General features: G+C 60.6%; 21 protein-coding genes. 7 read left to right on the top strand and 14 right to left on the bottom strand.

The features are described 5' to 3' along the window. Positions 1–557 precede the first annotated feature (557 nt). The 4 genes from R3F00_RS05660 to R3F00_RS05645 form a co-directional block, all read right to left on the bottom strand. Positions 558–959, bottom strand: coding sequence for a hypothetical protein (locus tag R3F00_RS05660; RefSeq protein WP_371280760.1), 402 nt, complete (start codon positions 957–959; stop codon positions 558–560). A gap of 279 nt (positions 960–1,238) precedes the next feature. Then, the gene (locus R3F00_RS05655; protein ID WP_371280759.1) at positions 1,239–1,700 is read right to left on the bottom strand and encodes a glycine zipper 2TM domain-containing protein; all 462 of its coding nucleotides are present in this window, start codon (positions 1,698–1,700) and stop codon (positions 1,239–1,241) included. A 340-nt stretch (positions 1,701–2,040) separates the two neighbouring features. Then, the gene (locus R3F00_RS05650) at positions 2,041–3,567 is read right to left on the bottom strand and encodes a DUF1254 domain-containing protein (protein ID WP_371280758.1); all 1,527 of its coding nucleotides are present in this window, start codon (positions 3,565–3,567) and stop codon (positions 2,041–2,043) included. 77 nt (positions 3,568–3,644) lie between these two features. After that, the gene (locus R3F00_RS05645) at positions 3,645–5,156 is read right to left on the bottom strand and encodes a DUF1254 domain-containing protein (protein WP_371280757.1); all 1,512 of its coding nucleotides are present in this window, start codon (positions 5,154–5,156) and stop codon (positions 3,645–3,647) included. A 205-nt stretch (positions 5,157–5,361) separates the two neighbouring features. Here R3F00_RS05645 and R3F00_RS05640 point away from each other — a divergent pair, with 205 nt between their 5' ends. Continuing rightward, the gene (locus tag R3F00_RS05640; protein ID WP_371280756.1) at positions 5,362–6,426 is read left to right on the top strand and encodes an AraC family transcriptional regulator; all 1,065 of its coding nucleotides are present in this window, start codon (positions 5,362–5,364) and stop codon (positions 6,424–6,426) included. Positions 6,427–6,738: 312 nt separating this feature from the next. On the opposite strand, the gene R3F00_RS05635 is transcribed toward R3F00_RS05640, so the two are convergent. From R3F00_RS05635 to R3F00_RS05625, 3 genes are all read right to left on the bottom strand, one after another. Then, positions 6,739–8,514 carry a DUF885 family protein gene (locus R3F00_RS05635; protein ID WP_371280754.1) on the bottom strand — a complete coding sequence of 592 codons (1,776 nt, stop codon included), beginning with the start codon at positions 8,512–8,514 and terminating at the stop codon, positions 6,739–6,741. Between the two features lie 178 nt (positions 8,515–8,692). Further along, on the bottom strand, positions 8,693–10,102 hold the full coding sequence (locus R3F00_RS05630; RefSeq protein ID WP_371280753.1) for a M64 family metallopeptidase: 1,410 nt from the start codon (positions 10,100–10,102) through the stop codon (positions 8,693–8,695). 110 nt (positions 10,103–10,212) lie between these two features. After that, entirely contained in the window at positions 10,213–10,575 is a 363-nt protein-coding gene (locus R3F00_RS05625; protein ID WP_371280752.1) for an STAS/SEC14 domain-containing protein, read from the bottom strand. A 233-nt stretch (positions 10,576–10,808) separates the two neighbouring features. On the opposite strand from R3F00_RS05625, the gene R3F00_RS05620 reads away from it, so the two are divergent. From R3F00_RS05620 to R3F00_RS05610, 3 genes are all read left to right on the top strand, one after another. Further along, positions 10,809–11,951 carry an FIST signal transduction protein gene (locus tag R3F00_RS05620; RefSeq protein ID WP_371280751.1) on the top strand — a complete coding sequence of 381 codons (1,143 nt, stop codon included), beginning with the start codon at positions 10,809–10,811 and terminating at the stop codon, positions 11,949–11,951. Between the two features lie 9 nt (positions 11,952–11,960). Beyond that, on the top strand, positions 11,961–13,799 hold the full coding sequence (locus R3F00_RS05615; RefSeq protein WP_371280750.1) for a putative bifunctional diguanylate cyclase/phosphodiesterase: 1,839 nt from the start codon (positions 11,961–11,963) through the stop codon (positions 13,797–13,799). A gap of 450 nt (positions 13,800–14,249) precedes the next feature. Beyond that, a complete protein-coding gene (locus R3F00_RS05610; protein ID WP_371280749.1) occupies positions 14,250–14,891 on the top strand; it encodes a sterol desaturase family protein in 642 nt (213 codons plus the stop codon). A 174-nt stretch (positions 14,892–15,065) separates the two neighbouring features. Here R3F00_RS05610 and R3F00_RS05605 read toward each other — a convergent pair whose 3' ends face one another. Then, positions 15,066–15,992: a MerR family transcriptional regulator gene (locus tag R3F00_RS05605; RefSeq protein ID WP_371280748.1), complete on the bottom strand. Its 927-nt coding sequence runs from the start codon at positions 15,990–15,992 to the stop codon at positions 15,066–15,068. A gap of 215 nt (positions 15,993–16,207) precedes the next feature. Between R3F00_RS05605 and R3F00_RS05600 the strand changes: the two genes are divergently transcribed. Further along, positions 16,208–16,699, top strand: coding sequence for a fasciclin domain-containing protein (locus tag R3F00_RS05600; RefSeq protein WP_371280747.1), 492 nt, complete (start codon positions 16,208–16,210; stop codon positions 16,697–16,699). An 86-nt stretch (positions 16,700–16,785) separates the two neighbouring features. Here R3F00_RS05600 and R3F00_RS05595 read toward each other — a convergent pair whose 3' ends face one another. Continuing rightward, positions 16,786–17,412: an MliC family protein gene (locus R3F00_RS05595; RefSeq protein ID WP_371280745.1), complete on the bottom strand. Its 627-nt coding sequence runs from the start codon at positions 17,410–17,412 to the stop codon at positions 16,786–16,788. 39 nt (positions 17,413–17,451) lie between these two features. Then, complete coding sequence (locus tag R3F00_RS05590; RefSeq protein WP_371280744.1) at positions 17,452–17,730, bottom strand: hypothetical protein; 279 nt, start codon at positions 17,728–17,730, stop codon at positions 17,452–17,454. 366 nt (positions 17,731–18,096) lie between these two features. Here R3F00_RS05590 and R3F00_RS05585 point away from each other — a divergent pair, with 366 nt between their 5' ends. Both R3F00_RS05585 and R3F00_RS05580 read left to right on the top strand, forming a co-directional pair. Beyond that, positions 18,097–18,450, top strand: a complete 354-nt coding sequence (locus tag R3F00_RS05585; protein ID WP_371280743.1) for a hypothetical protein — start codon at positions 18,097–18,099, stop codon at positions 18,448–18,450. Positions 18,451–18,787: 337 nt separating this feature from the next. Further along, positions 18,788–19,690, top strand: coding sequence for an alpha/beta fold hydrolase (locus tag R3F00_RS05580; RefSeq protein ID WP_371280742.1), 903 nt, complete (start codon positions 18,788–18,790; stop codon positions 19,688–19,690). A gap of 153 nt (positions 19,691–19,843) precedes the next feature. Here the strand turns inward: R3F00_RS05580 and R3F00_RS05575 are convergent, their stop codons facing one another. The 4 genes from R3F00_RS05575 to R3F00_RS05560 all read right to left on the bottom strand — a co-directional run bounded on the left by R3F00_RS05575 (position 19,844) and on the right by R3F00_RS05560 (position 24,919). Then, entirely contained in the window at positions 19,844–22,633 is a 2,790-nt protein-coding gene (locus R3F00_RS05575) for a hypothetical protein (protein WP_371280741.1), read from the bottom strand. Positions 22,634–22,782: 149 nt separating this feature from the next. Further along, a complete protein-coding gene (locus R3F00_RS05570) occupies positions 22,783–23,691 on the bottom strand; it encodes a haloalkane dehalogenase (protein WP_371280740.1) in 909 nt (302 codons plus the stop codon). Between the two features lie 177 nt (positions 23,692–23,868). Continuing rightward, a complete protein-coding gene (locus R3F00_RS05565) occupies positions 23,869–24,240 on the bottom strand; it encodes a VOC family protein (protein ID WP_371280739.1) in 372 nt (123 codons plus the stop codon). 448 nt (positions 24,241–24,688) lie between these two features. Beyond that, positions 24,689–24,919: a hypothetical protein gene (locus R3F00_RS05560; RefSeq protein WP_371280738.1), complete on the bottom strand. Its 231-nt coding sequence runs from the start codon at positions 24,917–24,919 to the stop codon at positions 24,689–24,691. Between the last annotated feature and the right edge of the window lie 500 nt (positions 24,920–25,419).

Genomic DNA, 25,419 nt, shown 5'->3' with positions numbered 1-25,419 from the left:
ATCCTCCTTCGGTGGATTTCATGGTGGGTGGTCGCGGCGGGCAACTTCGAGTGAAGTCTTCCGGGCAAATGGGCACTGCGCACATGATACCGTGTGCATGCAGGAATTTGTTTGCAGCTCGGCGCCGCCTGGAACGCAAGCATGATCGAACACCGTTTCCTGGCGATCGCAGTGCGGTGGATGTCAAGAATTGTTTCGATGCCGCGAGAGTTCGGTGTGCGTTGCCGACGCAGCTGAACGAAGTCACTGCAATGAACCTCTGGCTTGTCGCAGCCGCCCGTCTGCGGAGGAGGTTCCTGACAGGCTCCGGGCCGAATGGCGCGGATCCCTGGTTCCCCATTCCAGCTATTGAAGGGATGACGAAAGCCAGGAGTCGGCATCGGATCACTGCCATTCGCCGCCGAACCCGGATGAAGCCTCGCTTTGCGGTTCTGCCGAGGTCGCGTCAGATCGCGGCGCATTGGTTGCGCATTGCAGAATGGGCCGGCTTCGGACGGAAGTTGATCGGGTGCCTCCTGCAGGTGGATATCTGGAGATTCCCGATCGAGCCTGGCGGTTCAATCCTGAACAGAACCCCCGAACTGGATGACGCGACCGTCTTCGAGAAACAACTGCCCGCTACGCAAGTCCTCGGTGTTCGCGTTGACTGTTACAAAGCGGCCGACCAGCAAGCCACTGGCACGACTGCCTTCGACGCGGAATGCGAATTCCTCGTCGCCGGGTGCATCGCCTGTGGCTGTCAGGTCGAAGTGAATGTCTCGGATCTCGCCGACGGCCGCCCGAATATCCGGGTCGTTCCGGATGGCGGTGCGCGCCTGCTCGCTGAATTCCTGAAACCCGACCCAGAGGAAACTGCCTGCCAGGACAAACACGGCGACTACGAAGAATCCCGATACCCCGGCGATGATCCATACCGCCGCGGGGTGGCCTTTGGAAGGTGCAGGTGCGGGAGCGTTCATGGTCGCGGTTGGTCAGAGATCAGGCGGACAATCGAAGCGAGCTAGTCCCTGCAATCCGTGGTACGGCACGCGGGAGACGGTCGGGCGATCTTCGTTCTGGCGCACGGAAGAACCGTAGCCATGCCGGATAGCGCAAGCGAAAGCCGTCATGCGCACCTTGCATGCCCGCTTCATCATCTCTCCGGTGTCAGCTTCACTTCGCGCAGGCGCAGCGAGGCTGCGGAGCTTCGCGCTCGCGCAACTTCGCTGACTGCCTTCTTGATGATGTCGGAAGCCTGGCTATTGCGGCGTAATCCTGGCGTTTTCACCATTGCCGCGAACGTAGATGCTCTGGCCGACCCGCAGGCCCGCGCTCTCGCTGTCGGGCTGGGTCACCGAGACCAGCACGCCGTTGCTCATGCGCACCACGATCTGCTTCGCCGGGATCGGCTGGTCGTGCTTTTTCTGGATCTCGTTTCCGGCAATCGCACCGCCGATGGTTCCGAGCACCTGGGCAACATCACGGCCCGTGCCACCGCCGACCAGGCTGCCCAGGCCAAGGCCGACCAGGCCGCCAACGACGGCACCCGCTCCCCTGTGATGATTGCTGTCGATCTGCACATCGGTCATCTGCTCGATGACGCCGCTGCGGATCTCGACTGCGCCGGCAGTAGAGCCCGAGTTTCCACCGGTTGTCGCGCAGGCGCCCAGCATCAGCATCAGGGTCGGTACCAACAGATAAGACAAAGCTCGATTCAACATGCTGCTTCTCCTGAATGATCGGTACTTCTAGTGTGTTGAGTGCTACCAGGAAATGCCGGTCGAGTTGACCGGCATTTCGCGCTCCCGTCTTCGGGCCAGGACGGCCGTCCACAGTGAAACTTCGGAAGAAGGGATGGCGGAATTTACCGTCATGAACGCGCGTTCGTCCATCCGCAGCCGGCCACGCTCCTGCGACTGTTCGCAGGGCATTTCAGGCGTGTCCTGAAGGAGTGCTGGCCAGCAGAACGCACGCCGTGAGTCGATCCGCATGGACCAGCCTGCTCACGCGAGCCCTCCACGAAACCGGGACGGTTCGCGCTGCTGCTGTCCATGATCCGTGCTACTGGACCGGCTCGATCTCGCCCGGCCGCCAGGTCTTGTTGAACCATGCTTCTTCCGGCCCATAAAGCCGCATGACCACATTCCAGCCCTTGCCAGGAACGGTTTGCACCCAGTTGGACTCATGTCCCTTGGGCGCGACCGGACCGAACCAGACATCCACCGAGCCGTCGGAATTGGACACTACTCCCTTCTTGTCATTGCCGATGCTTGGAAATTTCTGATCGGTCTGCAGCATGGAGCGGGTCTGGTTGTCGTAGACCGTGAACGACCAGAAATCCCTGGCCGGAATGTTCGGCGGCATATGCAGCTTGTACGTCTTGCTCCCCTCCAGCCGCTGGCCTCTGGAATCAGTCACCGCAGCTGCGTATTGCGAGCCCTTGCCAACCAGTTTCAACGCCATCGCCGGGGTAATGCCGGTGGCGTAGTAGATGAAGTGAACCATGGCGTCGGTGTTGTCTACACCCGGCTGGGACTGGAACTCATAGTTGCCGCCAACGAACCCGGTGAACCAGGCGCTACCCGGATAGAAGGCAACGTCCTTGTCGGGATACTTGAAAACCAGGGCGCGCGCAGTGGCGTTTCCCACTTCCGCAGCTTCGACAAGGATCTTCTTCATCCGACTGTCAGGATTGAAGGTCTTGCCCTTCTCGATACCCAGCGCGGCCAACTGACCCAGGGTATCCGGGCTGAAGGACTCATTGGGCTCGTACTGGACGATCTTGTCGATGTCTTCGTAGAACCTGTAAGTATTGGGGCCGATGGTATTGAAGACCTTGCCGGAACCATTGACGAACTTCATCGGTGGCGGGTTGCCGGCATCCTTCAAGCGATAAACCCTGGTGTACTTCTTGATCTCCGCCACGGCCGACTTGGGATTGCCGCCTTTCATGAATCCGCGCCAGAAAAGAAGATTGCCGTAGGTCTTGGAGTGATAGACGAAATAGCCCTCCGGCACGTCGCCCTCGTAGCCGGGTGGAAGCAGGAGATACTTGCCGCCCTGGCCCTTGTCGGGGCCGACCCGGCCAAAATCCGCTACGTACTGGAACCAGTGATCGTCGATGAACCCGAGCACGTCCGGCGGCACTTCGAACACGAGGGGGCCATCCTTCAGGTCCACCCAAGCCAGGCTGTAGATACTTTCGGTGTTACCGGTCAGGAAGAGCGACCTGGAATCCAGCAGCTCCTCGAACATCAGAACGGACTGGTTGTCGTTCACCCCCACGCTCGCCAGGCCCTGGCGGAAGGCTTCCATCGAGCCACCCGGCAACGCGGTCAGGAAGGTTTGCACGCCTCGCTGGAAAGCCAGGTTGTCGTAAACCTTCTGCACTGTCTCGTCGGTCGGGAAACCGTCATTGAACTTGAGGGTACCAATGCGGGATTCCACCGTATCCGGTGTCGTGATGTCCGCCGGTATCGGCGTGGCCATCTTCATCTTCGGAGCATCCTTCGCTGCGACGATGCCTGCTGTCAGCGAGCAGGCCAGCGCGGTAGCGAGAATGGTCGTGGTCTTGACGAGGTTTTTCATTGTTTTTTTCTTGGTCGCTTGACAGACTTCCCCGAGAAGAAGGCAGCCCGCACGTTCAATTTCGGATAGCGGATTGCCTACTCGACCGGCTCGATTTCGCCCGGCCGCCAGGTCTTGTTGAACCACGCTTCTTCCGGTCCGTAAAGGCGCAAGGCCACGCTCCAGCCCTTGCCGGGAACCGTCTGCACCCAGTTGGCCTCGTGGCCCTTGGGGGCGGTCGGCCCGAACCAGACGTCTACCGATCCGTCGGGGTTGGAGACGACGCCCTTCTTTTCGCTACCGATGCTCGGGTACTGCTGGTCGGTCTGCAGCATGGAGCGGGTCTGGTTGTCGTAGACCACGAACGACCAGAAATCCCTGGCCGGAATGTTCGGCGGCATGTGAATCTTGTAGGTCTTGCTCCCATCCAGACGCTTGCCGTTGGAATCGGTTGCTGCGATTGCGTATTGCGAGCCCTTTCCGACGATCTTCAACGACATCGCCGGAGTAACGCCGGTGGCGTAAAAGAGGAAGTGGACCATCGCATCGGTATTGTTGACGCCCGGCTGGGACTGGAACTTGTAATCGTCGCCGACGAAACCCTGGAACCAGGCACTGCCGGGGTAGTAAGCGATATCTTCGGGATACTTGAAGACCAGTGCACGCGCAGTGGCATCGCCGACCGCTGCCGCTTCAGTCAGGATCTTTTTCATCCGCGCATCGGGGCTGAATGGCTTGCCTTTCTCGATGCCCAGCGCGGCCAACTGACCCAGGGTATCCGGGCTGAAAGCCTCGTTGGGCTCGTACTGGACGATGTTGTTGATGTCCTCGTAGAACTTGTAGGTGCTGGCACCGATGGTATTGAAATGCTTGCCAGAGGCATTGATGAACTTCATCGGCGGCGGATTGGCCGCATCCTTCAGGCTATAGATCCTGGCGTACTTCTTGGTTGCGGCTACCGCGGATTTCGTGCTGCCGTCCTTGATGAAGCCGCGCCAGAAAACCAGGTGACCGTAGGTCTTGGTGTGGTAGACAAAATAGCCTTCCGGTATGTCGCCCTCGTAGCCGGGCGGAACCAGCAGATACTTGCCGCCCTGTCCCTTGTCGGGGCCGACCCGGCCGAAATCCGCCACGTAATGGAACCAGTGATCATCGATGATGCCGAGCACGTCCGGCGGAGTCTCCAGCACGACCGGGCCATCCTTCACGTCTACCCACATTACGCTGTAGATACTTTCGGTATTGGGGGTAAGGAAGAGCGACCTGGAGTCCATCAGGTTTTCGAAGAGCGCCACGGTCTGGTTGTTGTCCACGCCAATGCTGGCCAGGCCCTGGCGCAGGCCCTCGGTGGAGCTGCCCGGGGTGGCGGCGAGAAAGACATTGACGCCACGCTGGAAGTCGAGATTGTCGTAGACCTTCTGCACCGTCTCGTCGGTCGGGAAACCGTCATTGAACTTGAGGGTGCCGATACGGGACTCCACCGTATCCGGTGTCGTGATGTCCGCCGGTATCGGCGTGGTCATCTTCATCTTCGGCGCGTCTTGCGCCGCTGCGACACCTGCAGTCAGTGCAACGGCAAGCGCGGTGGCCAGAACAGTCATGGTTTTCATGGGGGTTTGCATGGTCTCTTTCCTTTTGAACAACGTTAGCGCTGGCCAATAAATTTCGCGTTACTTCGCTCGGCCATGCTGCCTGCAGCAACTCCGTTTTATACACCGCCGGCGATTGCGCCGACTTGACTATTTGTGACACATTTTGTCCCCCGAGCCCGCCAGAATGCAGTTCTGGCTGTCGATTCAGGCGCTTCGAACATCCATGAATCCGATCAGGAACACGTCCCCGATCATGCGCGCGAGTGGCGTCGTCCCGGGTGGCTATGACCGCGCCGCCTCGACGATGGCTCTGGCACCGCTGCTGGAGCAATTCGGGGTGAGCCTGGACAGCTTGCTGACCGAATCGGGACTGCCGATCGGTTTGTTCGAGCATCCCGACAACCTGATTCCGTTTCGCGAAGGCACTCGCCTGATGGGCCTTTGCGCGGACCGTACCGGATGCCCGCATTTTGGCCTGCTGATGGGCGATGCGACCCCGTTGGAGGCATACGGAATCGTCGCCGACTTGATGAAGTCAGCTGCAAACGTGCGTGCCGCACTGAAGCTGATGTGTCGATTCATGACTCTCGCCGACGGTGGCGGGCTGCTGACGCTGTCGGAAGTCAATCAGTTCGCCAGTTTCAGCTATACGGTCTACGAACCGGGTGTAGAACGCGCCGAGGTACTCTGCGACAACGCCCTGGCTGTATCTTTCAGCGTGCTGCGCGCGCTTTGCGGGCGCAAGTGGCGACCGCACGAAATCCTGTTTTCCCGCAGTCGCCCAGTCGATATCCAGCCCTATCTCAACCTCTTCAAGGCACCCTTGCGATTCGATGTCGAACAGGCCGCAATAGTATTCGACCGCGCATGGCTCGATGCGCCGCTACCAACGGCCGATCCCGCCAGATTGCGTATTCTCCAAGCCAGGGCACGCGCGCTGGAAGCTGCCGAAACGGGCGACCTGGTCGCACAGGTGCGGCGCGTCGTGCGCCGACAGCTCTTGTCTGGTACCTGTTCCATGCAATCCGTTGCCGCCGAGCTGGGCATGCACCGGCGTACCCTGGACCGCCGACTGCAGGCTTTTGAGCTTTCATTCAAGGCGCTGAGTGACGAGCTCCGCTATGAAGTTTCGCGTCAGCTCCTGGCCGATACCGCAATGCCGGTCATTGCGATCGCGCAGAGTCTGCACTACGCCGATCCGAGTGCGTTCACGCGCGCCTTTCGCCGCTGGTCGGGAGTCACTCCCACGCAATGGCGTGAGTCGGAAAGAACGCATTCGAATGCGTGATTGGCGGGATTCGAACGCTTCGGCAAGCTGAGTTCATCCGCCGACAGGCTCAGAGCCGATTGGCACTGACTTGGCGGGAAGAGTGATTGACTTCCGTTCGTGGTGAGCTTGTCGAACCATGGGCGGAAGTCCGCCTCACCCGTTCCGCAACGTGAGTTCATCCTTCGACAGGCTCAGGACGAACGGCTCGGGTAGGGTCAGGTCACAGCCACGATCGGACCCAGGCAAGTGTCACTCGGCTCAGAGCACGCCCCGGACTCGATCCGGGGACGAACCGCTGGGGTCAGGCCAGGTCTCAACCAGGATCGGCCTTCAGTCTGCCTTCTCTGCAGACATCCATTCGCTCATGTGGTTTTCCAGCACATTCAGCGGGACGGAACCGGTTGCAAGCACGGCATCGTTGAATGCGCGCAAGTCGAACTTCGCTCCCATCTTTTGTTCAGCCTCGGAGCGCAATTGGGAAATCTTCAGCTGGCCGATCTTGTAGGCCAGGGCCTGGCCGGGCGTTCCGATGTAGCGATCCACTTCGTTGACGATGTCCTGTTCGGTCTTGGCGGCGTTGTCCTTGAAGTAGGCAATCGCCTTGTCGCGACTCCAGCCCATCGAATGCATGCCGGTGTCGATGACCAGACGCACCGCGCGCCACATCTCGTAGGTGAGCTGGCCGAAATGATCGTAGGGATCGTCGTACAGGCCCATGTCGAAGCCGAGCTGTTCGGCATACAGGCCCCAGCCTTCTCCGTAGGCGACAAAGTAGGCGGTGCGCCGGAAATCCGGCGCCCCCTCTAGCTCGAGTCCGCGTGCAAACTGGAAGTGATGGCCGGGCACGGCTTCATGCAGGCTGAGCGGCATCATCTCCCAGGTCGGACGAACTTCGGGCTTGTACAGGTTCACGTAGTAGAAGCCGGCGCGGCTGCCATCGGTGGCACCGGGCTGGTAGTAGGCCGTTGTCGTATCCGGGGCAATATTGGCTGGAATCGGGCGCACTCCATAAGGCATGCGCGGAATGACATGAAACACCTTGACCAGCTCGGGGTCGATGCGCTTTGAAACGGCACGATAGCGTTCGAGCAAGGCTTCCGGTGACGTCAGGTAGAACTTCGGATCGGTACGCAGGTAGGTGAAGAATTCGGGCAGGCTGCCCTTGAAGCCGGTCTGCGTCTTGACCTTCTCCATCTCGGCGCGGATGCGCGCAACTTCGGCCAGGCCGATGGTGTGGATCTCCGCGGCGGTGAGGTCGGTGGTGGTGTAGTAGGCGGCGAGGAAGTCGTAATAGGCCTTGCCGTTCGCCTGATCGGCCGCAGCGATCGATTCGCGCGCATGTGGCAGGTACTCCTTGTCGAAGAAGACGCCGAACTTGCGATACGCCGGCACGATCTGGTCCGTGATGATCGCCCTGGCCTCGGCCTGCAAGCGGCTCTGTTCAGAGGCCGGAATCGAATCGGGAAAGTGCAGGAACGGCCGATAGAAGGGACTCAGGGTCGGATCCTCGACGACCTGCGAGGCAATCTGCGCCGGCACGCGCTGCATCAGCACCTTGGGCGGCATCACATTCTGCTTGACGCCCTTCTGCATCAGCACGGTGACTTGCTGGATAACCCTGGGCAAGGCCTGCATGCGCTTGAGCCAGTCCTGATAGTCCCTGATCGTGGCGAATGGCAGGATCTCGACGATGCCATCGGCGTTCTGCACACCCCCCTGGTGGCCCACTGGCTGCAGGAATTCGAGGAATTTCTGACGTTCGATTGATTTTTCGAGCAGCCATTCAAAGGTGTCGTAGTTGAGCTTGTCGGCCTTGCTCAATGCCGAGCGATCAATCGCATGCAGCTTGACCAGTGCGGCGCGATTTCCGGCCTCGCTTCTGGCGATGGCTTCCAGACTGAAATCGCTCCAGCGGTCGTTGAACCGCGGGTCGCCGTTGTAGCTGGCGCTTTCAGGCGACTCGACCAGGCCGCGCTCCCATTCGGCATCAAACAATGCGCGCAATTCCTTGCCTGCGGCCGCCTGCGTCTGGGCATTGGTTTCGGCATGCACGCGGGTGGCCAGGCACAAGAGGGCTGCGCAGGCGCAGGCTGCAATGCGGATCATGGGAATCTCCTGTCAGTTGTTTCCAGGGCTTGTCTGAACACGATCGAGCCGCACATCGGCTTCAGGCCCGACTCGTCAAGAAACTATTGCACAGGCTCATGCAGCGTGGCGAGAGGAGCCTTCTCCCGCCGGCGCGAATGGAGTGGGGGCGTCAATTGGGCGCTCGCTGGTTGCCCGATTATGGGTGCTTGCTGTGGAGGTCGATCGAGGCGTCGATCGCATCGCTGCACACGTCACAGAAATTCGTGGTGCGTGTGAACATCACGCAGTTCATCTGCGCGCGATAGTAGCCACTGGCCTCATAGTTCGCGCCCTCGAAGGCGCCGACATCGTGTTGATGCCTGGCCGTGGCGAACAACTTTGCTGAAAACTGCTGCTCTCGCTTGAACAAGGCATTCATTTCCGATTCCGGCTTGCCGTCCTCGCGGAGCTTGCGCCGCTCTGCCTGAAATTCACGCTGATGTTCTTCGAATTCGGCCTTGGGCCAGGGTGTCGGCAACGGTGTGCCTTCCTTCACCCGCTCGCGCCATTTCAGGCGGGCCGGATCGTGCAGGGCGGTCACGTTCGGCTCCCAGGGTTCGCGTTTCTCACCCGAAGGCTCGTAGCTGACCGGCGAGGTGTAGTACTCGTCGGCGAGGCCAGCAAAGTGATGACCAAATTCGTGCACGAACAGATAGGTCGACCAGACGCTGTCCGCAGCAGCCGTGCTATAGAGGCCGTAGATGCCACCACCGCCGTAGGTTTCGTTGTTGACCAGGATCTCGACGAATTCATACGGCGCGTACTGGGCCAGCTCGCGCATGGCGTGATTCTCGAACGTCAGCACATAGCGCTCGCTGCCGAATGCGTCGTAGCGCGTACCCAGCGGAGTCCATCGAAACAGGCCGCTGGAAGGCCTGGCCACGCCGGACTCCGGCGCAGGGGACATCAATGCCCATACATTGAAGTGGTTCGCGCGCTCGCGAAACGGCGAGACCTTGAACAGCTCATCGCTCAGTCGCCTGGCATCGGCGATGAATTTGTCGCGTTCGTTTCCGGTGTAGCCGTCACCGAGGATGAGCAGGTCGACCTTGTCCGCGGGCGCGCCGTTGTTGCGAATGACGATCATGGGCGATGGCAGCGGCGCATGCGCACGTCGCACATCCATGCCGTCCGGATCGATATCCTGCGTCCAGACCATGGAAAACTCATTGCGATCGTCGCGTGCATAGAGTCGGATTCGGACCGGCTTGTCGGGTTTCGGGAAGCGTAGCGACTCACTGAATGCCGCATTCTGCTGGCGCGCCTCGGCAGTGGTTCGCCATTCGCCGAAGATCGAACTGAAGCCGCGAGAATAGAGCACCTCGCCGGTGTCGCGATCGACCACGTCGAAGAAGTAGGCGCCGCGATTCAGGGTGTCGATGCGCTGGTCGAGATTTCCCGGCCAGGGCAGGGGTTCGAGCACGACGCGCTCGAGGCTGTAGATGTCCTGCATCGCATTGCCGCTGTGAACATAGTCGACACGCAGCGTGGCTGGCTGCTCGGCCTGCGCGGATGCAACGATACCGAGTATCAGCAGCAGGGCCGTGGCGATTGGAAGTGCATTCATGCTGTCCTCCGCTGAGGAATTCCGGGTTCATGCCCGCCGGTTCGTGTCTTCCACGCCAGCCGACGAGATTGAAGATCGCATGCGGGCGGGCGGAAAACGGGCCCCGCAATTCAATCGTTCTCAAGCCAGGCGCGTGCAAGTGCCTCTTCACTGGGCGCGAAGTACTCGATCGGGAATGGACGCATGCCCTTGGCGGTGAAGACGAGTGACAGTTCTTCCCATTTCCTTTCCCCGACGATCGCCATGCGCGAGATGTATTGGTCGTTCTCGGCCTGAAACCAGAGATCACCCCAGTCACCCTTGTTCTCCCAGCCCTGGAAGTCTTCGCCCAGCACAAGGATGCGTACCGCGCCATGCTGGCGTATCAGCAATACCGCCCTGCCTTGAACCGCACTGAGCTCGGTTTCGCTGAGTTTGCCGGATATCTTCATGGTCAGAATGTTGTCGGAAAAGCTGACTATCTCGGCGCTCATGGTCGGGTACTCCGGTAGGGGTTTGATCAGTGCAATTCAGTGGAGGGGTCTGTCCAGCCTGTCCGTCATCCTGCGTTACACTGGCACGGCAGGCAACCTGCCGATTGTGCCGCTGTGATGTTGCATCGCAAGCGGAGGGGCATCGGAAAACTTGCGCAGGGGCAATGGGGGTTCCCGAGTCAGCCAATGGCCGGCGGGGACAGCATGCGGTCGGTATATCGGGGAGCCAGGCGATGACAGACGACCAGGGCGAATGCTTTTTCGAAGGTGGTCGCCTCGAAGATCTGCAGGCCTGCGCGGGGCGGATGCTGGATGCCGGTGCCAGGAGTCTCATGATTCTGGCCAGCGCGGCTGACAAATGGCAGCCAGCGGATCTGGATCCCTGGCTGCAATCCCTGCCTGTTCCTGTTTTCGGCGGCGTTTTTCCAAACATCATCCACGGCGTGCAGTGCCATGCCCATGGCACCCTGGTGCTGGGTTTCAGAGAGTCGGTCGAGGTCGTTGTCGTCAGGGGTCTTTCCGACAGGCACGGTCTGGAGCCGCAGTTGCAGGAGCTGGGCCAGTGGTTCGCCGGGGCGGTTTCCCTGATCACGCTGGTCGATGGCCTGTCGTCGAACATCGAGTCATTTGTCGACTCCCTGTATGAAGTGCTCGGTGCGCGGGCGCCCGTCGTCGGGGGTGGCGCGGGCTATATCGATTTCGTCCAGCGCCCGAGCCTCTTCTGTGCGGATGGAATGCTCGAAGATGCCGCGCTCCTGATCGCTCTTGAAACCAGAATCGACAGCGGCATTGCCCACGGTTGGCAGAAGCTCGAAGGTCCTTACCTGGTAACGCGTTCGCACGCGAACGTGCTCGAGGAACTGAACTATTGCCCAGCCTTCGGGGTGTACAGCGAGATCGTCGAAGCCCATTCCGGAATGCGCTTTGCCGATACGGATTTCTTTGCGATCTCCAAGACCTATCCGCTCGGCATCGAGAGTGTCGACGGAGACTTTCTGGTGCGGGATCCGATTCGGCGTGTCGGCGATCACCTGGTCTGCGTTGGCGAGGTTCCGCAGAACGCGACGGTCTATCTGCTCAAGGGCGAAGCCCAACTGCTGATTGACTCGGCCGCTGAAGCCGCCATGCAGGCGTTGCAGAGCCGACGCCTGCGCATGAACGGCGAAGCCTCATCGGTCTATCGGGCGTTGGCATTCGATTGCATCAGTCGCGTGCTGTTCCTCGATGACAGATTCGCAGCCGAGCTCAGCGCCATCAATAGCGCGCTGCCGGGGGTTCGTAGCGTCGTCGGTGCCCTGACCCTGGGCGAAATCGCCAATTCCAGGTGCGGTGCAATCGAATTGATGAACAAGTCCACGGTCGTTTCGGTCTACTGAGAGCTGAGCGTGCCCCAAACGAACACACTCAAGTACGTATCGATCCAGCATGAGCTTGGCATGGCCATCGGCACGGCCTTGCGCCTTCGCCCCATGTTGTTGTCGTTTTCGCGTGTCTGCCTGCGTCGGCTCGGCCTGGCCGCCGTCCATTTCCACTTCCGGCAGCTGGACGATGGAAGCGTGCAGTTGCGCGCGGAGGACGATTCGCATGCAGTGAGCCTTTCGCATTATCTCAGCCTGCCCTTGCATTCGCAGGTGCCCGACGTGGCGGACTTCGGGCCCGGGTCAGGCAGTGCGGTGAGATGCGCGCATCGCGTCGAGGAGGGATCAGGCGGTCACACGTACGCATTTGCCCTGGGAAGTTTTGGCGTCATCACCCTGTGCCGGATAAAGGGTCCGCTAGACGACGCGATCATCGAATTGCTCAAGCCGCTGATCGAGCGACTGGGCCTGAGTTGCCAGGCGTCCATCGAGCATGAGGGATTGCTGCTCGCAATAGCGGCAAGAAAGAAGGCCGAAGAAACCATCCTCCACCAATTGCTGCACGATGACCTGACCCAAATGCCCAATCGGCGTCAGCTGATGCGATTGCTGGAAGAAGAGCTGGCCATTGCAACGGGCCACGAATCGTTTGGCGCGCTCCTGTTCCTGGACCTTGATCGCTTCAAGGTGGTCAATGACACCCTGGGACACGCCATTGGTGATCAGCTCCTGATTGCCGTGGCGACGATACTTCAGGGATCGATGGGCGAGGACGGCATCGCTGCACGCCTGAGCGGAGACGAGTTCGTCATCCTGCTGCGGCGTCGGGCTGGCAGCCAGGCCGAGGCGATTGGTCGGGTAGACGCGCTTCTCGGACGCATACGCGCCGAATTCTCCGGCACCATCCAGGCCGGTGATCACCTGCTCTATGTGACCCCCTCCATCGGAATCGAACTGTTTCCTGATGGTGAATGCAGCGCAGAACAGATTCTGAGGCGCGCAGATACGGCCATGTATCAGGCCAAGCTCTCCGGACTCAGCAGTTCGGTTTACTACGACCGGCAGCTGTCGTCGGATCTGGAATGGCGGCGCGAGATCGAAAAGGAACTGCAGTTCGCCCTGAAGGATCTCGGTCAGTTCGAGCTGCACTACCAGACCCAGCACGATGGCGCCGGCCACTGCATCGGTGCCGAAGCGCTGATCCGCTGGAACAGCCCGTATCGCGAAACGGTTGTTCCGCACGAGTTCATTCCGATTGCAGAAGAAACAGGTCTTATCCTCGACCTTGGGCGCTGGGTGCTCAAGAGAGCCTGCGAAGATGTCAGGCGCTTCCAGGATTCGATACTGCCGGCCTCGTTCCGCAAGGTTTCGGTCAATGTCAGCGCAGTGCAGTTCAATCGCGACGATTTTGTCGGGATCCTGAGCGACATCATCGCAGAGACGGGTGCCAATCCTGAACTGCTTGCGATTGAAATCACCGAAAGCGCGCTGATTCGCAACAAGGAATCGGCGATCGGCAAGATGGCCGCCCTGCGCAACCAGGGAATCGAAGTCATCATCGACGATTTCGGTACCGGCTTTTCCTCGCTCTCCTATCTGAGCAGGCTGCCGGTAGGAACGCTCAAGATCGATCAGGAGTTCGTGCGCAATATCGACTCGGTCCCGGGCAACCAGGCCATCGTCGAGACCATTGTTGCCTTGGGACACACGCTCGGCATCCAGTTGATCGCCGAGGGTGTCGAGACTCAGGCAGAACAGGAGTGCCTGAAGATCATTGGATGCAGCCTTTATCAGGGCTTTCTCTTCAGCCGGCCCGCGCCGCTGGAGGATGTCCTCGAAGCCCTCGCCGTTGCGGCGGCGGGTTAAGTTCCATTCCCGGGTTCCCGATGTCCCGCCACGACCTTGGATCAAAGCAGCCAGATTCGCCCTGCCAACGGCGCTTCAAGTCCCGCGTTTGAGAGCGGCCTCTGTCCGCGCCGGTTCGGAGACAGTGAGCGACCGGGCAGGGTACGGGAGGCAGCGGGCACCCGATCATCTGACAGGGAGGGCGGAACCGACCTGTCGATCATTCCCAACGGTCGCGACGGCCAGCCAGCCGGCGAGCCCCCTCGGGGATGCCTCGTCAGCAGTTGAACAAGGGTCGGACACCCCATATTCCGGCCCCAAGCTGCCAGCGAGCGCACCCGATTCAACTGTCCGTTGAGAAATGCTGAAGCATTACTCTACGGCCTTTGAGACAATATGACGGTACCAGTCGCCGGATGGATTTCGGTCACGGCGTACCAAACCTCCCATTCACGGCCTGCAGACACTTCCTTGATCGCTACCTTCAAGTCCCTGCTTTCGAGCGGCGCCAGCCTGCTGACTTCATCTCCGCGCGCATTCGGATCAACCCTGCTCGACAGCATCATTCGCATGTCGACGACACGGACCAACTACTGGCTCGAGTTCGTGTTCACCGGCAGCCTGGCCACCGCGTTGCTGGCCGCAGGCGTTCACCAGCACAGCGGTTCGTGGCTGATGGACTTTTTCACGGTGATGGCCGGGCTGCTCGCATTCAGTCTTATCGAGTATGTGTTCCATCGGTGGATCTTCCACGGACCCGAGTCGATGTACCGGCGTGGTCACGACGCCCATCATCTGGATCCGCACGGCTATGACGGACTGCCGTTCTTTTTGCCCTCGGCCATCCTGCTCGGATTGACCCTGCTGTTCTACCTCTTCATGCCGGCCAGCAATGCCTGCCTGCTTGGCGGTGCGATCGCCTTTGGTTATGTCGCCTACGGGCTCAGCCACTTTGCCATCCACGCCACCCGTTTCCGCCTGCCGTGGATGCGCAGCTGGGCCGCACGCCATCACGTCCATCACCACAACCCGGATCGCAACTTCGGTGTCACCACGCCGCTTTGGGACTACGTCCTCGGCACACGCCACCGGCGCCGCTCGCGCTCGGGCTGAGTCGTTGGACAGGGTTACCGGCTGATTCGCAGCTGCTATCGTCAGGGCTGCCAGTCTGGATGCGGAAGATTTGGCCGTCTGGATCCGTGGTGAAATCCAGTCTTTCCAGCAGCCCGAACCTGCGTGCTGTCGGATGCTGGAGCGACGGCGTCGCTTGACGCAAAGCCTCTACCCTCATACGGCCGATGCACGCCGATGCAGTTCCGCACGAGAACCTAACCAGGCGCGCAGTGTCCGGATCGAATCCATTCTGTGCGCGCCGATTTCATCAAGTAGGCCGAGGTAGGCCGAGGCTCCGGCGCCACCAACCACCAGTCCGACAGTTTTTGGCAACGAGGCGCGAAGTTCGCGAAGTTCGTCGCTGACGCGGCTGTCATCGGTGGGATGCACGATCGAGAGCGCGACGGTATCCGCATTCACCATTCCAGCCGCACGCGTGAGTTCTGCCGCGGGGAGATTTGCCCCGAGGAACATGACATGCCATCCGCTCAGGCTTGCCGCAGTCGCTGCCAGCATCGCGCCAAGATCGTGATTCTGAAACGCTGGTGTCCCTACAACGATGCTGGGAGCATCCGGGCGGACGTTCGGAAAATCCATCATCCAGGTCAGCACGCGACGAATGACAGCCGTGGCGAGATGTTCGTTGGCTGGAGGCATCCGGCCCTCCTGCCAGCGCATACCGATGGTCTTCAGTAACGGACCAAACAAAAGATCGAGCACCTCTTCCGATGGCAGGTGCAGCGCTGCGGAGCGCAAGGTTGCTTCAAGCGATGCGGCGTTGAAACTTTCGATTGCGCCAAGTGCGTCGTCCATGAACGCAGCGACCGCGGCCTGGTCGCCAGCACTGGCGATCGTCACCGGTGTCGCGGCAAGGTCTTCGGCAATCATCCGGCGCAGCGCATCATTGTCGAGTTCGGCGACCTGGCTGATCTGGCGCCCTGCATGGGTGGCACGAACCAGCAACTGGAGACGTTCTATGTCGGCGTCGGAGTAGTTGCGCTGGCCCCCGTCTGTTCGGGTGGGCCGGACCACATCGTAGCGCCGTTCCCAGGCCCGTAGCAGATCCGGGGAAAGTCCGGTGCGTCGGGCAACGACGCGCACGGAGTGCAAGGGAACTGGTTGGGCCTCATCCATTCCCCATGTTAAGAACCTTGTCGGATTTTGTCCATGTTTTTTCATGGTTTGTCCAAGAAATGGTGGCTCCTTGACATTCAAAAGCTGGACATATACCGTACAAACGCCATTTCCAGAGCCGGATACATGGACACGCCCTGGACAGTGACCCTCCTAAAAATTCCTCCCCAGGAGCACCACCCATGAAACTTGCAACCCTCCTTCTTTCCGCAGCCTTCATTGCCGTCCCTCTCGCAGCCAGCGCGGGCGACATGAGCAAGAAGTCCGACAAGAAAGACATCGTCGACACGGCTGTCGCAGCCGGATCGTTCACCACCCTCGCAACTGCGCTCGATGCAGCCGACCTGATCGCCACTCTGAAGGGCCCGGGTCCGTTTACGGTGTTTGCGCCAACCGACGCCGCATTTGAAAAGCTTCCGGCGGGAACGCTCGATGGCCTGCTCAAGGACAAGGCCGCGCTCACCGGCGTGCTCACCTATCACGTCGTGTCCGGCAAGGTCATGGCCGCGGATGTGGTCAAGCTGACCAGCGCCGACACGGTCAACGGCAAGTCGGTGACGATCAAGGTCGTCGACGGCAAGGTCATGATCAATGGCGCCACCGTGGTCACCGCGGATATCGAGGCTTCCAACGGTGTCATCCACGTCATCGACAGCGTACTGATTCCCGAATAACCCCTTGGTGTCGAGTCGAGCTGCGCTCTCGCAGGCTCGACCGTATCGCCCCGTCATCCCTCCCTGGCGGGGCGTACGTCATCGATTCACCCTTGAGGTGCCTTTTCGCATTTCATGGTCGGCGCCTCGTAACCCCAGGTCAGCATGACTTCACCCTGATGCTCCCAGAACGATTCATTGCCGCCTTCGTACTTCGAACCGCTGGCACTCTGCTTCAGGAACATCAGCGAGGAGCTGTCGCCTCGTTCGGCGATCAGGCTGGGCGGCTCGGTCTCGAAGAACGTTGCAACCACTTCGTTGGCCCGATTTCCGTCACAGAAATAGAAGATCGGACCCTTGGCGGGGACCAGCCGATAGCGGGCCTGCAGCTCGGCAATCCGGATCGTGTATTCGTCCCGCACGCACTGCTTCTTGTCTTCACTTTTCCAGCATTCATCGCGTCCCTTGATCCAGCCACGCTGCATTGTCTTCAGCGTCGGTGGATGCTCGTTGGCAGCCTTTTTCGTGGCTTGTGCATAGACTTCTGCAAGTTTCCGATCAAGGGCCGACAGGCTGCTGTCGGCACAGATCAGCGCCTCAATGCTGCCTTCGCTTGCCTTGCCGCAATCAAACGACGGGGGCTCGGCGCGGTAGTTTGGGCCAGCAAACAGGAGAAGCAGGGCCGATACAGGGCAGGTGAAGAAGATCGAATTTCCGAAAACGGTTGGCCTCATTGTGCTGCTCCCGACTTGCTTTCCGACATATCCGGAAATCTACCGTAAAACGCAAACAACATCGAAGGCGATGCGCTGCATCTGACCCTGTTTGACGAGTCCTGCCGGGATGGAAAGAAGCCCGAAAGGTCTGGCAAGTTCGTGACCGAATTCGTGCTCAAGCGGGCGGATTGACGGCGCCATGTGGCTCTGCTGAAGGCAGCCTGACATGAGCTGACCACGGCAGCGGTCAAATTCGACAATTTTTGTATCGGCGTGGACCGACCTGCGCCGGTCCACGCCTTGGCGGCCCGGAATGTCTCCGCGGCCGGGGCGCATGCAAGGTCTCCGAAGCCAGTATCGGCATGGGCTGCCGCACCCCTGCAGCCAGCCTTGCGCGCCGCCCCCGTTGCTGGCGAGCCTGGCTCAAATGATTGATACAAATGGATATTCCGGACGCGACATGGCTGTACCCGGGTGTCGGCGATGGCTTGGGATGCCCCCTCCGTTGCCTTGCTCGCCTGTGCGCCAGTCCGATTCGACAAGTCCGTGTGGCACAAATATTGCTTGACTTTCGCCCGGAACTGTCCACCGAAGCGACCATCGTCACTCGCAAGATGGCTGCACAGGCGGGCGCTCTGCTACTGCTACACCGACGCCAGCACCTGTACTGTCGCGCCGGAATTTGTCGAGGGAGGGCAATCCATGCTCACTACATCACTGCTACTTACTGCTGCACTCTTTTCATCCGCCCGCTTTGGGCCCAACGATACGGTCATGGTCGAACCGGTGGGTCAGGGCGCGCGCATCACCGCCTACGGGGACACCCAGGTCGTCAAGATCGTCGCGGAAGACTTCGAACTTGAGGACTGCCAGGAAGCGCTTCGGGACAAGCTGAATCCCGGTCGGTGCCTGTTTTCCGAGGGTGGACTGATCACCCTGAGCAGGGATCCCGAGGGAACCCGGCTGATTTTCCAGGACGCCAAGAGGGGCAGCACCGTCGAGTTCGTGGTCGATCTTGCCGGACGTGAGCGCGCCGCCAAGGCGTTGACTCCCTGAGCCAGTCAAGCGCAGCGGGCGGGCGTCCACACGTCCCGCCACTGCTGCCGAGGAACCCTGGTTCGACGAAGCAATGCCTGCTTCCGATTGCCGGCGCGTAGTCTGCGCCTGATTGCACTGCACGCGACTTTCGAAGGTCGCCCGTTCCTCCTGCATCCGGGACTTCTGTTCGCGTCCCGCCCCAGCCATGCCAAGCTTCGATTTGCCGCGCGGCCGAGTCTGCCCGGCGGGCCCGTTCCCGTTCGCATGGCAGGAAGTCGGGACTTGACCGGACCCTGTTCCGAAAATTACTGCTCGACTTGCTACATTGCCTGTCATCACGGACCGAGTACTGCAGATGACATCGCGCATAGAGAGCGGCCAGTTCGCGGCCTTGCCCAACGGTACCCGCCTTCACTACGCCAGTTCCGGTGAGCGCGGCAAACCCCTGCTCTTGTTCGTGCACGGATTCCCGGAATTCTGGTACGCCTGGGAAGCGCAGTTGCAGGCGTTCGGCGGAGACCATTTTGCCGTGGCACCCGACCTGCGCGGCTTCAACTTGTCCGACATGCCAGACGAGGTTCCCGCCTACCGGGCGCGCCACCTCGTGGAAGATCTCTGCCAGCTCGTCGCGGAGCTTGGCTACGAGCGTTTTGTTCTTGTCGCGCATGATTGGGGAGGTGCGGTTGCCTGGAACCTGGCCATTGCCAGGCCCGAGTTGCTGCACAGGCTGATCATCATCAATTCGCCACATCCATGGTTGTTCGTGCAGGCGCTGACACACGATCCCGAACAGATTGCGGCCAGTGCCTACATGAACTGGCTGCGCGCAGAGGGTTCTGAAAGCAAGCTGGCGGAGAACGAATTCGCCCGCATGGACGGGTTTTTCCGCGACAGGCACAGCTCGACATTGCCGGCCTGGTTCGACAAGGAGGTTCGGGCGCGCTACCACGCGTGCTGGGCACGCGGACTCCGGGGTGCGGTCAACTACTACCGGGCCACGCCCCTGCATCCGGCCGACACGTCAGGGGCGGGCCCATCCACATTGAACCTGGATCCCGAAAGCTTCCGCGTCCGCGTCCCGACCTGCGTGATCTGGGGCGAAGCCGATCATGCACTGATGACCAGCTTGCTTGATGGCCTTGAGCAATGGGTGGACGAACTGGTCATCGAGCGAATTGCCGATTGCAGCCACTGGATCATTCACGAGCAGCCCGATCGCATCAATCAACTGATACGCGGATTTCTTCCCGAGCCTTGATCCCGGCGGCTGGATGCGGGAGTTCTTGCGTGCCCGATTCGACCAGCAGCTGCTTCGATGTCCGGCTGTCGAGAAAAGAAAAGCCGCCCGGGTGGGCGGCTTCCTTGTTCACGGTGGGGTCGCGGCCGCTAGCCACGCCCGGTACCGCAGCAACTACTGAGTCGGCGGCGGGTCGAATCCGTCGACGTAGATCACGTCCACCACTGCTACAGGCACGCAGGACTGGACCGTCACGTCGTCGATGTACCAGCCATGCGGCACGCGTCCCACCGAGGTGTCCGTGCCGACCCGGAAGCGGAACTGCACGGTCTGCCCGGCGAACGCGGTCAGGTCGACCACAGAGCGCAAATAGGCTTGCGGGTCGCCACACCAGCCATCGAGATTGCCAAGTCCGGTCGTCGGACCGTCGTACGGATCGGTCAGCATCGCCGAACCATTGATCGGAGTGAACGTCGTACCGCCGTTGGTCGAAACTTCGATCATTCCGCCGTCGTAGCAACCGCCTGTCTTGTCCTCCAGGGTCTGGTCATTCCAGAAGATCAGGGACAACGGGTCCTGCCCGGTCGGCAAAGCGACCGCTGGCGAAATCAGGCGTTGATCCGAAACGGTAATGATGTCCTGGGCCAGGAAGGCGTTCGATCCGCTGTGCGGACGAGCCGTCGAAATCGCCCAGTTGCTTGCCCCGGTGCTGCCGGATCCAAGCGTCCATGCCGAGTTGTCGCCTTCGAAATCGGTCGAGTAGAGCGGATTGTTCGCCGAACCAATCGGGCAGTCGCCGGGCAGTGGCGTGGTCGTGAAGCTGAAGGCGGAAGAGTCGGCCCCGACCCCGCAAACGTTGTCGGACCTCACACGCCAGTACAGAACCGTATTGGACGGCAGGTCGACAGTCGGAGTGTGGCTGGTACCGCTGACCGTAGTGGAATAGACCAATGGCGCGCCAAAGCCCGGCTCGTCATCCACTTCGAGGATGTAGTTCGATCCCTGTGCAGCGGCATCCCAGGTGAAATCCGGGCGCACCGGCACGATGGTCGCATTGTCGGCTGGCGCGGTGAGGACGGGTGCTGCCGGTGCCGCAGTGAATACGCTGAGGCCGAGGGCGGCAGACTGCACGATCGCGCTGGGGCTTGAGGTGCCCATGATATCGACGACCGAAGTCCCGGCTGTCACGCCAGCGGTTGTGATCGTGACCGAGGTTGAATTCGGCGGGGTGACCGGGTTTGTACCGAATATGACTGTCGAACCCGCCGGATTGCCTGACGCGGAAAGGGTAACCGGCTCCGAGAATCCCTGAAACTGGTTTACGTTCAACGAATAGACCGCATCGTCCGGACTGCACACGGACGCGCTGCCGGATTCCGGCACCAGCAAAAAGTCGGTTCCGACCAGGGTGCGATCCGTATAGATATCCGGCGTGCCGCCACGATCATCCGACCACAGGTAGTGGGCGCGACCGTCATCATCCTGCAGCTGCTGGTCATAGTCGCCGTGGTAGCAGGTGGCCAACGATGTGTCGAGCACGATGGCGCTTGAGCTGTCGCTGAGGCGAACGCTGGGCAGGGTCCAGCTGGCACCATTGTCGAACGACGTTCGCGAGTAGTAGTCCACGAGCAGGTTGTTGACCGTGTCGTTCTGGCGGCTGTAGTAGCCCACCGTGACCTGGCCGGCCGAACCGACAGACAAGGTTGGCTGGTACTGATCCGTCGTCGTCCCGTCATCGTTGATCAGGACCTCTGCGTCCCAGGTGGACGTGTTCGGGTTGTAGCGACGGTAGTAGACATTGATCACGTCTCCCGTTCCAAACCCGTCCGGGTCATAGGCATACACCGAATGCAGGTAGCCGTTGCGGAACACGATCTGCGGTGACGGCAGCAGGCGCACATTGCCCTTGATCGCCGGGCGACCGCAGGACGAAGTCGCGGCGGCGTCGCGCGGATTGGGCTGGTTGGACATGGCCGGCGTCAGCGCTGAATAGCTCACACCGCCATTGGTGGAGCGAAGAATCGGAATCTCGAGGTTGCCGGTCGGGTATCCGGCGGGATCCAGCCAGGTCAGCCAGGTCACATAGACATCACCGTTCGGAGCGATGGTCGGCCAGGCGCCCTGCGTATCCACGCCGGCCGGGCTGATCGCCAGCTGTGTGGACCAGGTGGCGCCTGCATCCGTTGAGTGAATGCTGTGAATGCGCGCACCGACACCGAAATCGATCCAGACAATATAGATGCGACCGTAGTACGGGCTGGTCGGCTCATTGTCGATGGCCATGATTTCCTTGTCGTCATTGCCCGATGCGAACTGGCTGACGAAGGTGAAGGTCATGCAATCATCGTCGGAACGATAGAGTGCCAGGCCTCCGTTGCGCAGGGCTGCGTAGTAGAACTTGCCATCAAGCCGCCGCCAGACGAGGCTCGGATCACCCGAGTCGTCGCCGCTGACCGCACCCCGGTCCACCCAGGTCTGGCCGCCATCCGTCGAACGCGAGAAGCCGGAAAAACCGAGATCCTGGGTCACGCCATGGTAGGAGTCGTTGTAGGCGGCGCACAGCGTGCCGGTAACCGGATTGCGCTCGATCGACGTTTCGCTCTGCGTGCGCGTGGTGCCGGCATCTCCGGATGGATCGCTGACATTGACGTCGGTAACCGGCTCAAGATAGGGCAGGATGCCGAAGGGAAGCTCGGACTCGACCTGCCCGATGAAATCCGCCTGGCGTCCGCAGGCCTTGGCCAGGAAGAACAGCAGGCCGTCCATGCGATTGGCCAGCTTCGGGTCGTCCAGCATCGCGCAGGATTCGGCGGTGACGTGTTCGGCAGCCTTAGCGGCCGACTTCGCCTCGGCCGTAGTCGGATCGCCGGCGTCTGCGGCGCCTGCAGCACCGGCAAACACGCAAAGTGCAACCCCCGCAAATACGCGCACAACACTGCGCCAACCAAATGGTCGTCTGCTCACGATTCTTTCTCCCCTGATCGCCCCAAGCTGGAGCCATAAGCCTGCAACGGTATATCAAGTCGAGTCCCGATGCCTAGATCCCGAGGATGATCCGGGGGGTCTCGGGATCGAATGGCGACATCCAGAACCGGGCGACTGGCAAGAACGGGTCAGCTCGCGGCAATGAAGTCCGCGAGTACGCCCGCCAGCTCTGGTCCGACGTCTTCCTGCAGGAAATGGCCGCCCCCAGCCAGGGTGCGGTGGACCTGGCTGGCCGCGCCGGGAATCAGCTTTTGCAGGATGGCATCGGCGCCGCGCGTAATCGGATCCTGATCACTGAAAGCAGTCAGGAAAGGTTTGTCCCATTGCATCAGGCGCTTCCATGCCCGTCGATTGGGTTCGGCCGCCGGATCGTCCGGACTTGCCGGCACCAGCAGCGGAAAGGCGCGTGCACCTGCCTTGTAGGTCTCATCGGGGAAAGGCGCATCGTAAGCGGCGATCTCCGCTTCGGTCAGGGGCTTGGCGCAGCCTCGCGACACAATCTGGCCGATCGGCAGAACCGGCACGCTTCGTGCAAATTCGCGCCACTCGTGGAAAGCCTTGCCAAGGTCGTGATCGCCGGTCGGCAGAAACGTGTTGGCGGCCAGAACGCGTGCGAAGCGTTCGCCATGTTCGGCAACCAGGCGCAATCCGATCAGTCCACCCCAGTCCTGGCAGCACAGCGTCATGCCTCCCGGATCGATCTCATCGAGAAACTGGCCCATCCAGTCGACATGCCGCTGATAGCTGTAGTCCTCGATCGCCGTGGGCTTGTCCGACCGGCCAAATCCGATCAGGTCCGGCGCGACAACACGATGACCTGCGGCCACCAGCAACGGGATCATCTTCCTGTACAGATACGACCAGGAGGGTTCGCCATGCATCAACAATACGGGTGCGGCATCACGCGGACCCTCATCGACGTAGGCCATGCGCAGTTGCCGGCCACTGGCCGCGTCGGTCAGCTCGAGATAGCGCGGCTCGAACGCGTAGCCGGGAAGATTCTCGAAACATGCATCGGGCGTACGCAATACCTGCATGACGGCGGACCTTGTTCAAACCATGGAGCCGCGACGTTAGCAGATGCAGAACGGATACCGTTCGCGAAGCAGGCTTGACACCATTTGAGTATCGCGATGCGAAACTGGGTATGCCCGGGCTGCCCGATATCGCTACCTGGGAACTGTCGGGCCGCGCAGCTTCGTTGGGCGGCGTCCTTACTTCATGGAATGAAGGCCCGCCATGTTGCCCTCGGAGTCTTTGACCAGCGCAACGAACCCGTGCTCGCCGATCGAGAACTTCTCCTTGACCATTGTTCCGCCATTCTCGGTGACCCGACTGGCCCCGACGGCGCAGTCCTCGCATCCGAAGTACACAAGCGTGCTGTTGCCGCCCGAGGGAACGCCTTCCGCCTTGACCAGGGCGCCAGCGGCACCGTGCAACTCGAGACTGCGAGGGAAGGTCCACATCTCGATACCCGGTCCCTCGAGCTGCGCCAGACGGACGCCAAGGACATTTTCATAAAACGACACGGCCCGCTTCATGTCCTGCACGTAGATTTCGAACCAGACGACAGGATTGGTTTTCATGGCTTTCTCCCGGGAGTACAGGATTCATCTACAACAGGTGGAATTCGGCTTCAAGTTCGGCACGCTGGACCAGAGGCGAGGATGCGACTGCGCGAGTGGTTATCCCATGCCGAAGCCCCCACGGTAGCGCAAGGCATATTGCTGCTCGACGGGCTGATGCTACCGTCGGGTATCGCATGCCCGGAGGAGTGACGAATTCCCTGCGCCCGGCCTGGCTCTCGCCATAGGACGCCTCCCGGACGGGCAGGGGCGCCGACGCCAGCTTCCAGTGCGCGATGACTCTCGAGACTTTGTCGCCCTTGAACCCGGAACCCGTCAGGTGCCTGGATGTGATGTCCCACGATTCTCTTCGAGTTCCAGCAGCCTGATCGTACTGCCGCAGGGTTCGTGCCACTTACAGGTCCCGCCGAAGGCTTCATGTTGACGGGATACGCATGCTTGCCTGGCGCTAGGCATCGCGTTTTCCACTTCGACCAAGCCATTTCCCAAGCTTGATGACAATGAGCCCGGAAACAATGCCGGCAGTCGCAAGCAAGAGCATGCCTGCCAATTCCCCGCCATATTCGCGACCACCGGATGCCACGAAACCCAGCAGAAAAAGACCTATGAACGGGAGGCCGACCAAAGACGACCAAATGACCAGGGCCCATCCGAGAATCCAGAGCAACTTGCCGACCATGTGCATCTTCTTTCCACCCGTAGCAAGGATTGAGCCGTGTCGTGCGCGACGTCGACCTGGACGCCTGCCTGGAGTTGATGGGCCACTACTTGAGCGACTCCCGATTGAAGCGAACGTCCAGTAGTCGTGTAAATAGCCGCATCGATCAGCAACAACTCTGATGGCTCAACGTGAATGCTGCTCGCAAGGGACCGCTTGCCCCATCGAGCTCATTCGAGCCGATCTGCGAATTGGGTCGATGAGTATGCTCCTTGCATGTGCGGAATCCGATGCCAAACCGGCAGCAGATGCCAAACCGGCAGCAGATATTTGCCTGGCAGTTTTCAGTATCGAAGATTGCACGCCAACATGAGGCCAGCACCCTTTCGCACTCATGATGGAATCTGCTTCCGCGCCCTGGCATGGGGACCAGCCTGTAACTCAGGCTAGTTTGCCAGTGAGTTCGACCGAGTGCTTCAGAGCGCCGGCCGAATCCTGCTTTCCGGATCCGGGATATTTTC

This window comes from Dokdonella sp. (genome assembly GCF_041395345.1).
Classification (GTDB): domain Bacteria; phylum Pseudomonadota; class Gammaproteobacteria; order Xanthomonadales; family Rhodanobacteraceae; genus Dokdonella.
This window is presented reverse-complemented; position numbering and strand designations above follow the sequence as displayed.

Coding starts and splice junctions, on each gene's coding strand:
- R3F00_RS05620 (WP_371280751.1), top strand. CDS start 10,809: ATGACAGACGACCAGGGCGAATGCTTTTTCGAAGGTGGTCGCCTCGAA.
- R3F00_RS05595 (WP_371280745.1), bottom strand. CDS start 17,412: ATGAGGCCAACCGTTTTCGGAAATTCGATCTTCTTCACCTGCCCTGTA.
- R3F00_RS05635 (WP_371280754.1), bottom strand. CDS start 8,514: ATGATCCGCATTGCAGCCTGCGCCTGCGCAGCCCTCTTGTGCCTGGCC.
- R3F00_RS05590 (WP_371280744.1), bottom strand. CDS start 17,730: ATGCGCCCCGGCCGCGGAGACATTCCGGGCCGCCAAGGCGTGGACCGG.
- R3F00_RS05585 (WP_371280743.1), top strand. CDS start 18,097: ATGCTCACTACATCACTGCTACTTACTGCTGCACTCTTTTCATCCGCC.
- R3F00_RS05650 (WP_371280758.1), bottom strand. CDS start 3,567: ATGAAAAACCTCGTCAAGACCACGACCATTCTCGCTACCGCGCTGGCC.
- R3F00_RS05630 (WP_371280753.1), bottom strand. CDS start 10,102: ATGAATGCACTTCCAATCGCCACGGCCCTGCTGCTGATACTCGGTATC.
- R3F00_RS05645 (WP_371280757.1), bottom strand. CDS start 5,156: ATGAAAACCATGACTGTTCTGGCCACCGCGCTTGCCGTTGCACTGACT.
- R3F00_RS05640 (WP_371280756.1), top strand. CDS start 5,362: ATGAATCCGATCAGGAACACGTCCCCGATCATGCGCGCGAGTGGCGTC.
- R3F00_RS05570 (WP_371280740.1), bottom strand. CDS start 23,691: ATGCAGGTATTGCGTACGCCCGATGCATGTTTCGAGAATCTTCCCGGC.
- R3F00_RS05580 (WP_371280742.1), top strand. CDS start 18,788: ATGACATCGCGCATAGAGAGCGGCCAGTTCGCGGCCTTGCCCAACGGT.
- R3F00_RS05655 (WP_371280759.1), bottom strand. CDS start 1,700: ATGTTGAATCGAGCTTTGTCTTATCTGTTGGTACCGACCCTGATGCTG.
- R3F00_RS05660 (WP_371280760.1), bottom strand. CDS start 959: ATGAACGCTCCCGCACCTGCACCTTCCAAAGGCCACCCCGCGGCGGTA.
- R3F00_RS05560 (WP_371280738.1), bottom strand. CDS start 24,919: ATGGTCGGCAAGTTGCTCTGGATTCTCGGATGGGCCCTGGTCATTTGG.
- R3F00_RS05565 (WP_371280739.1), bottom strand. CDS start 24,240: ATGAAAACCAATCCTGTCGTCTGGTTCGAAATCTACGTGCAGGACATG.
- R3F00_RS05600 (WP_371280747.1), top strand. CDS start 16,208: ATGAAACTTGCAACCCTCCTTCTTTCCGCAGCCTTCATTGCCGTCCCT.
- R3F00_RS05625 (WP_371280752.1), bottom strand. CDS start 10,575: ATGAGCGCCGAGATAGTCAGCTTTTCCGACAACATTCTGACCATGAAG.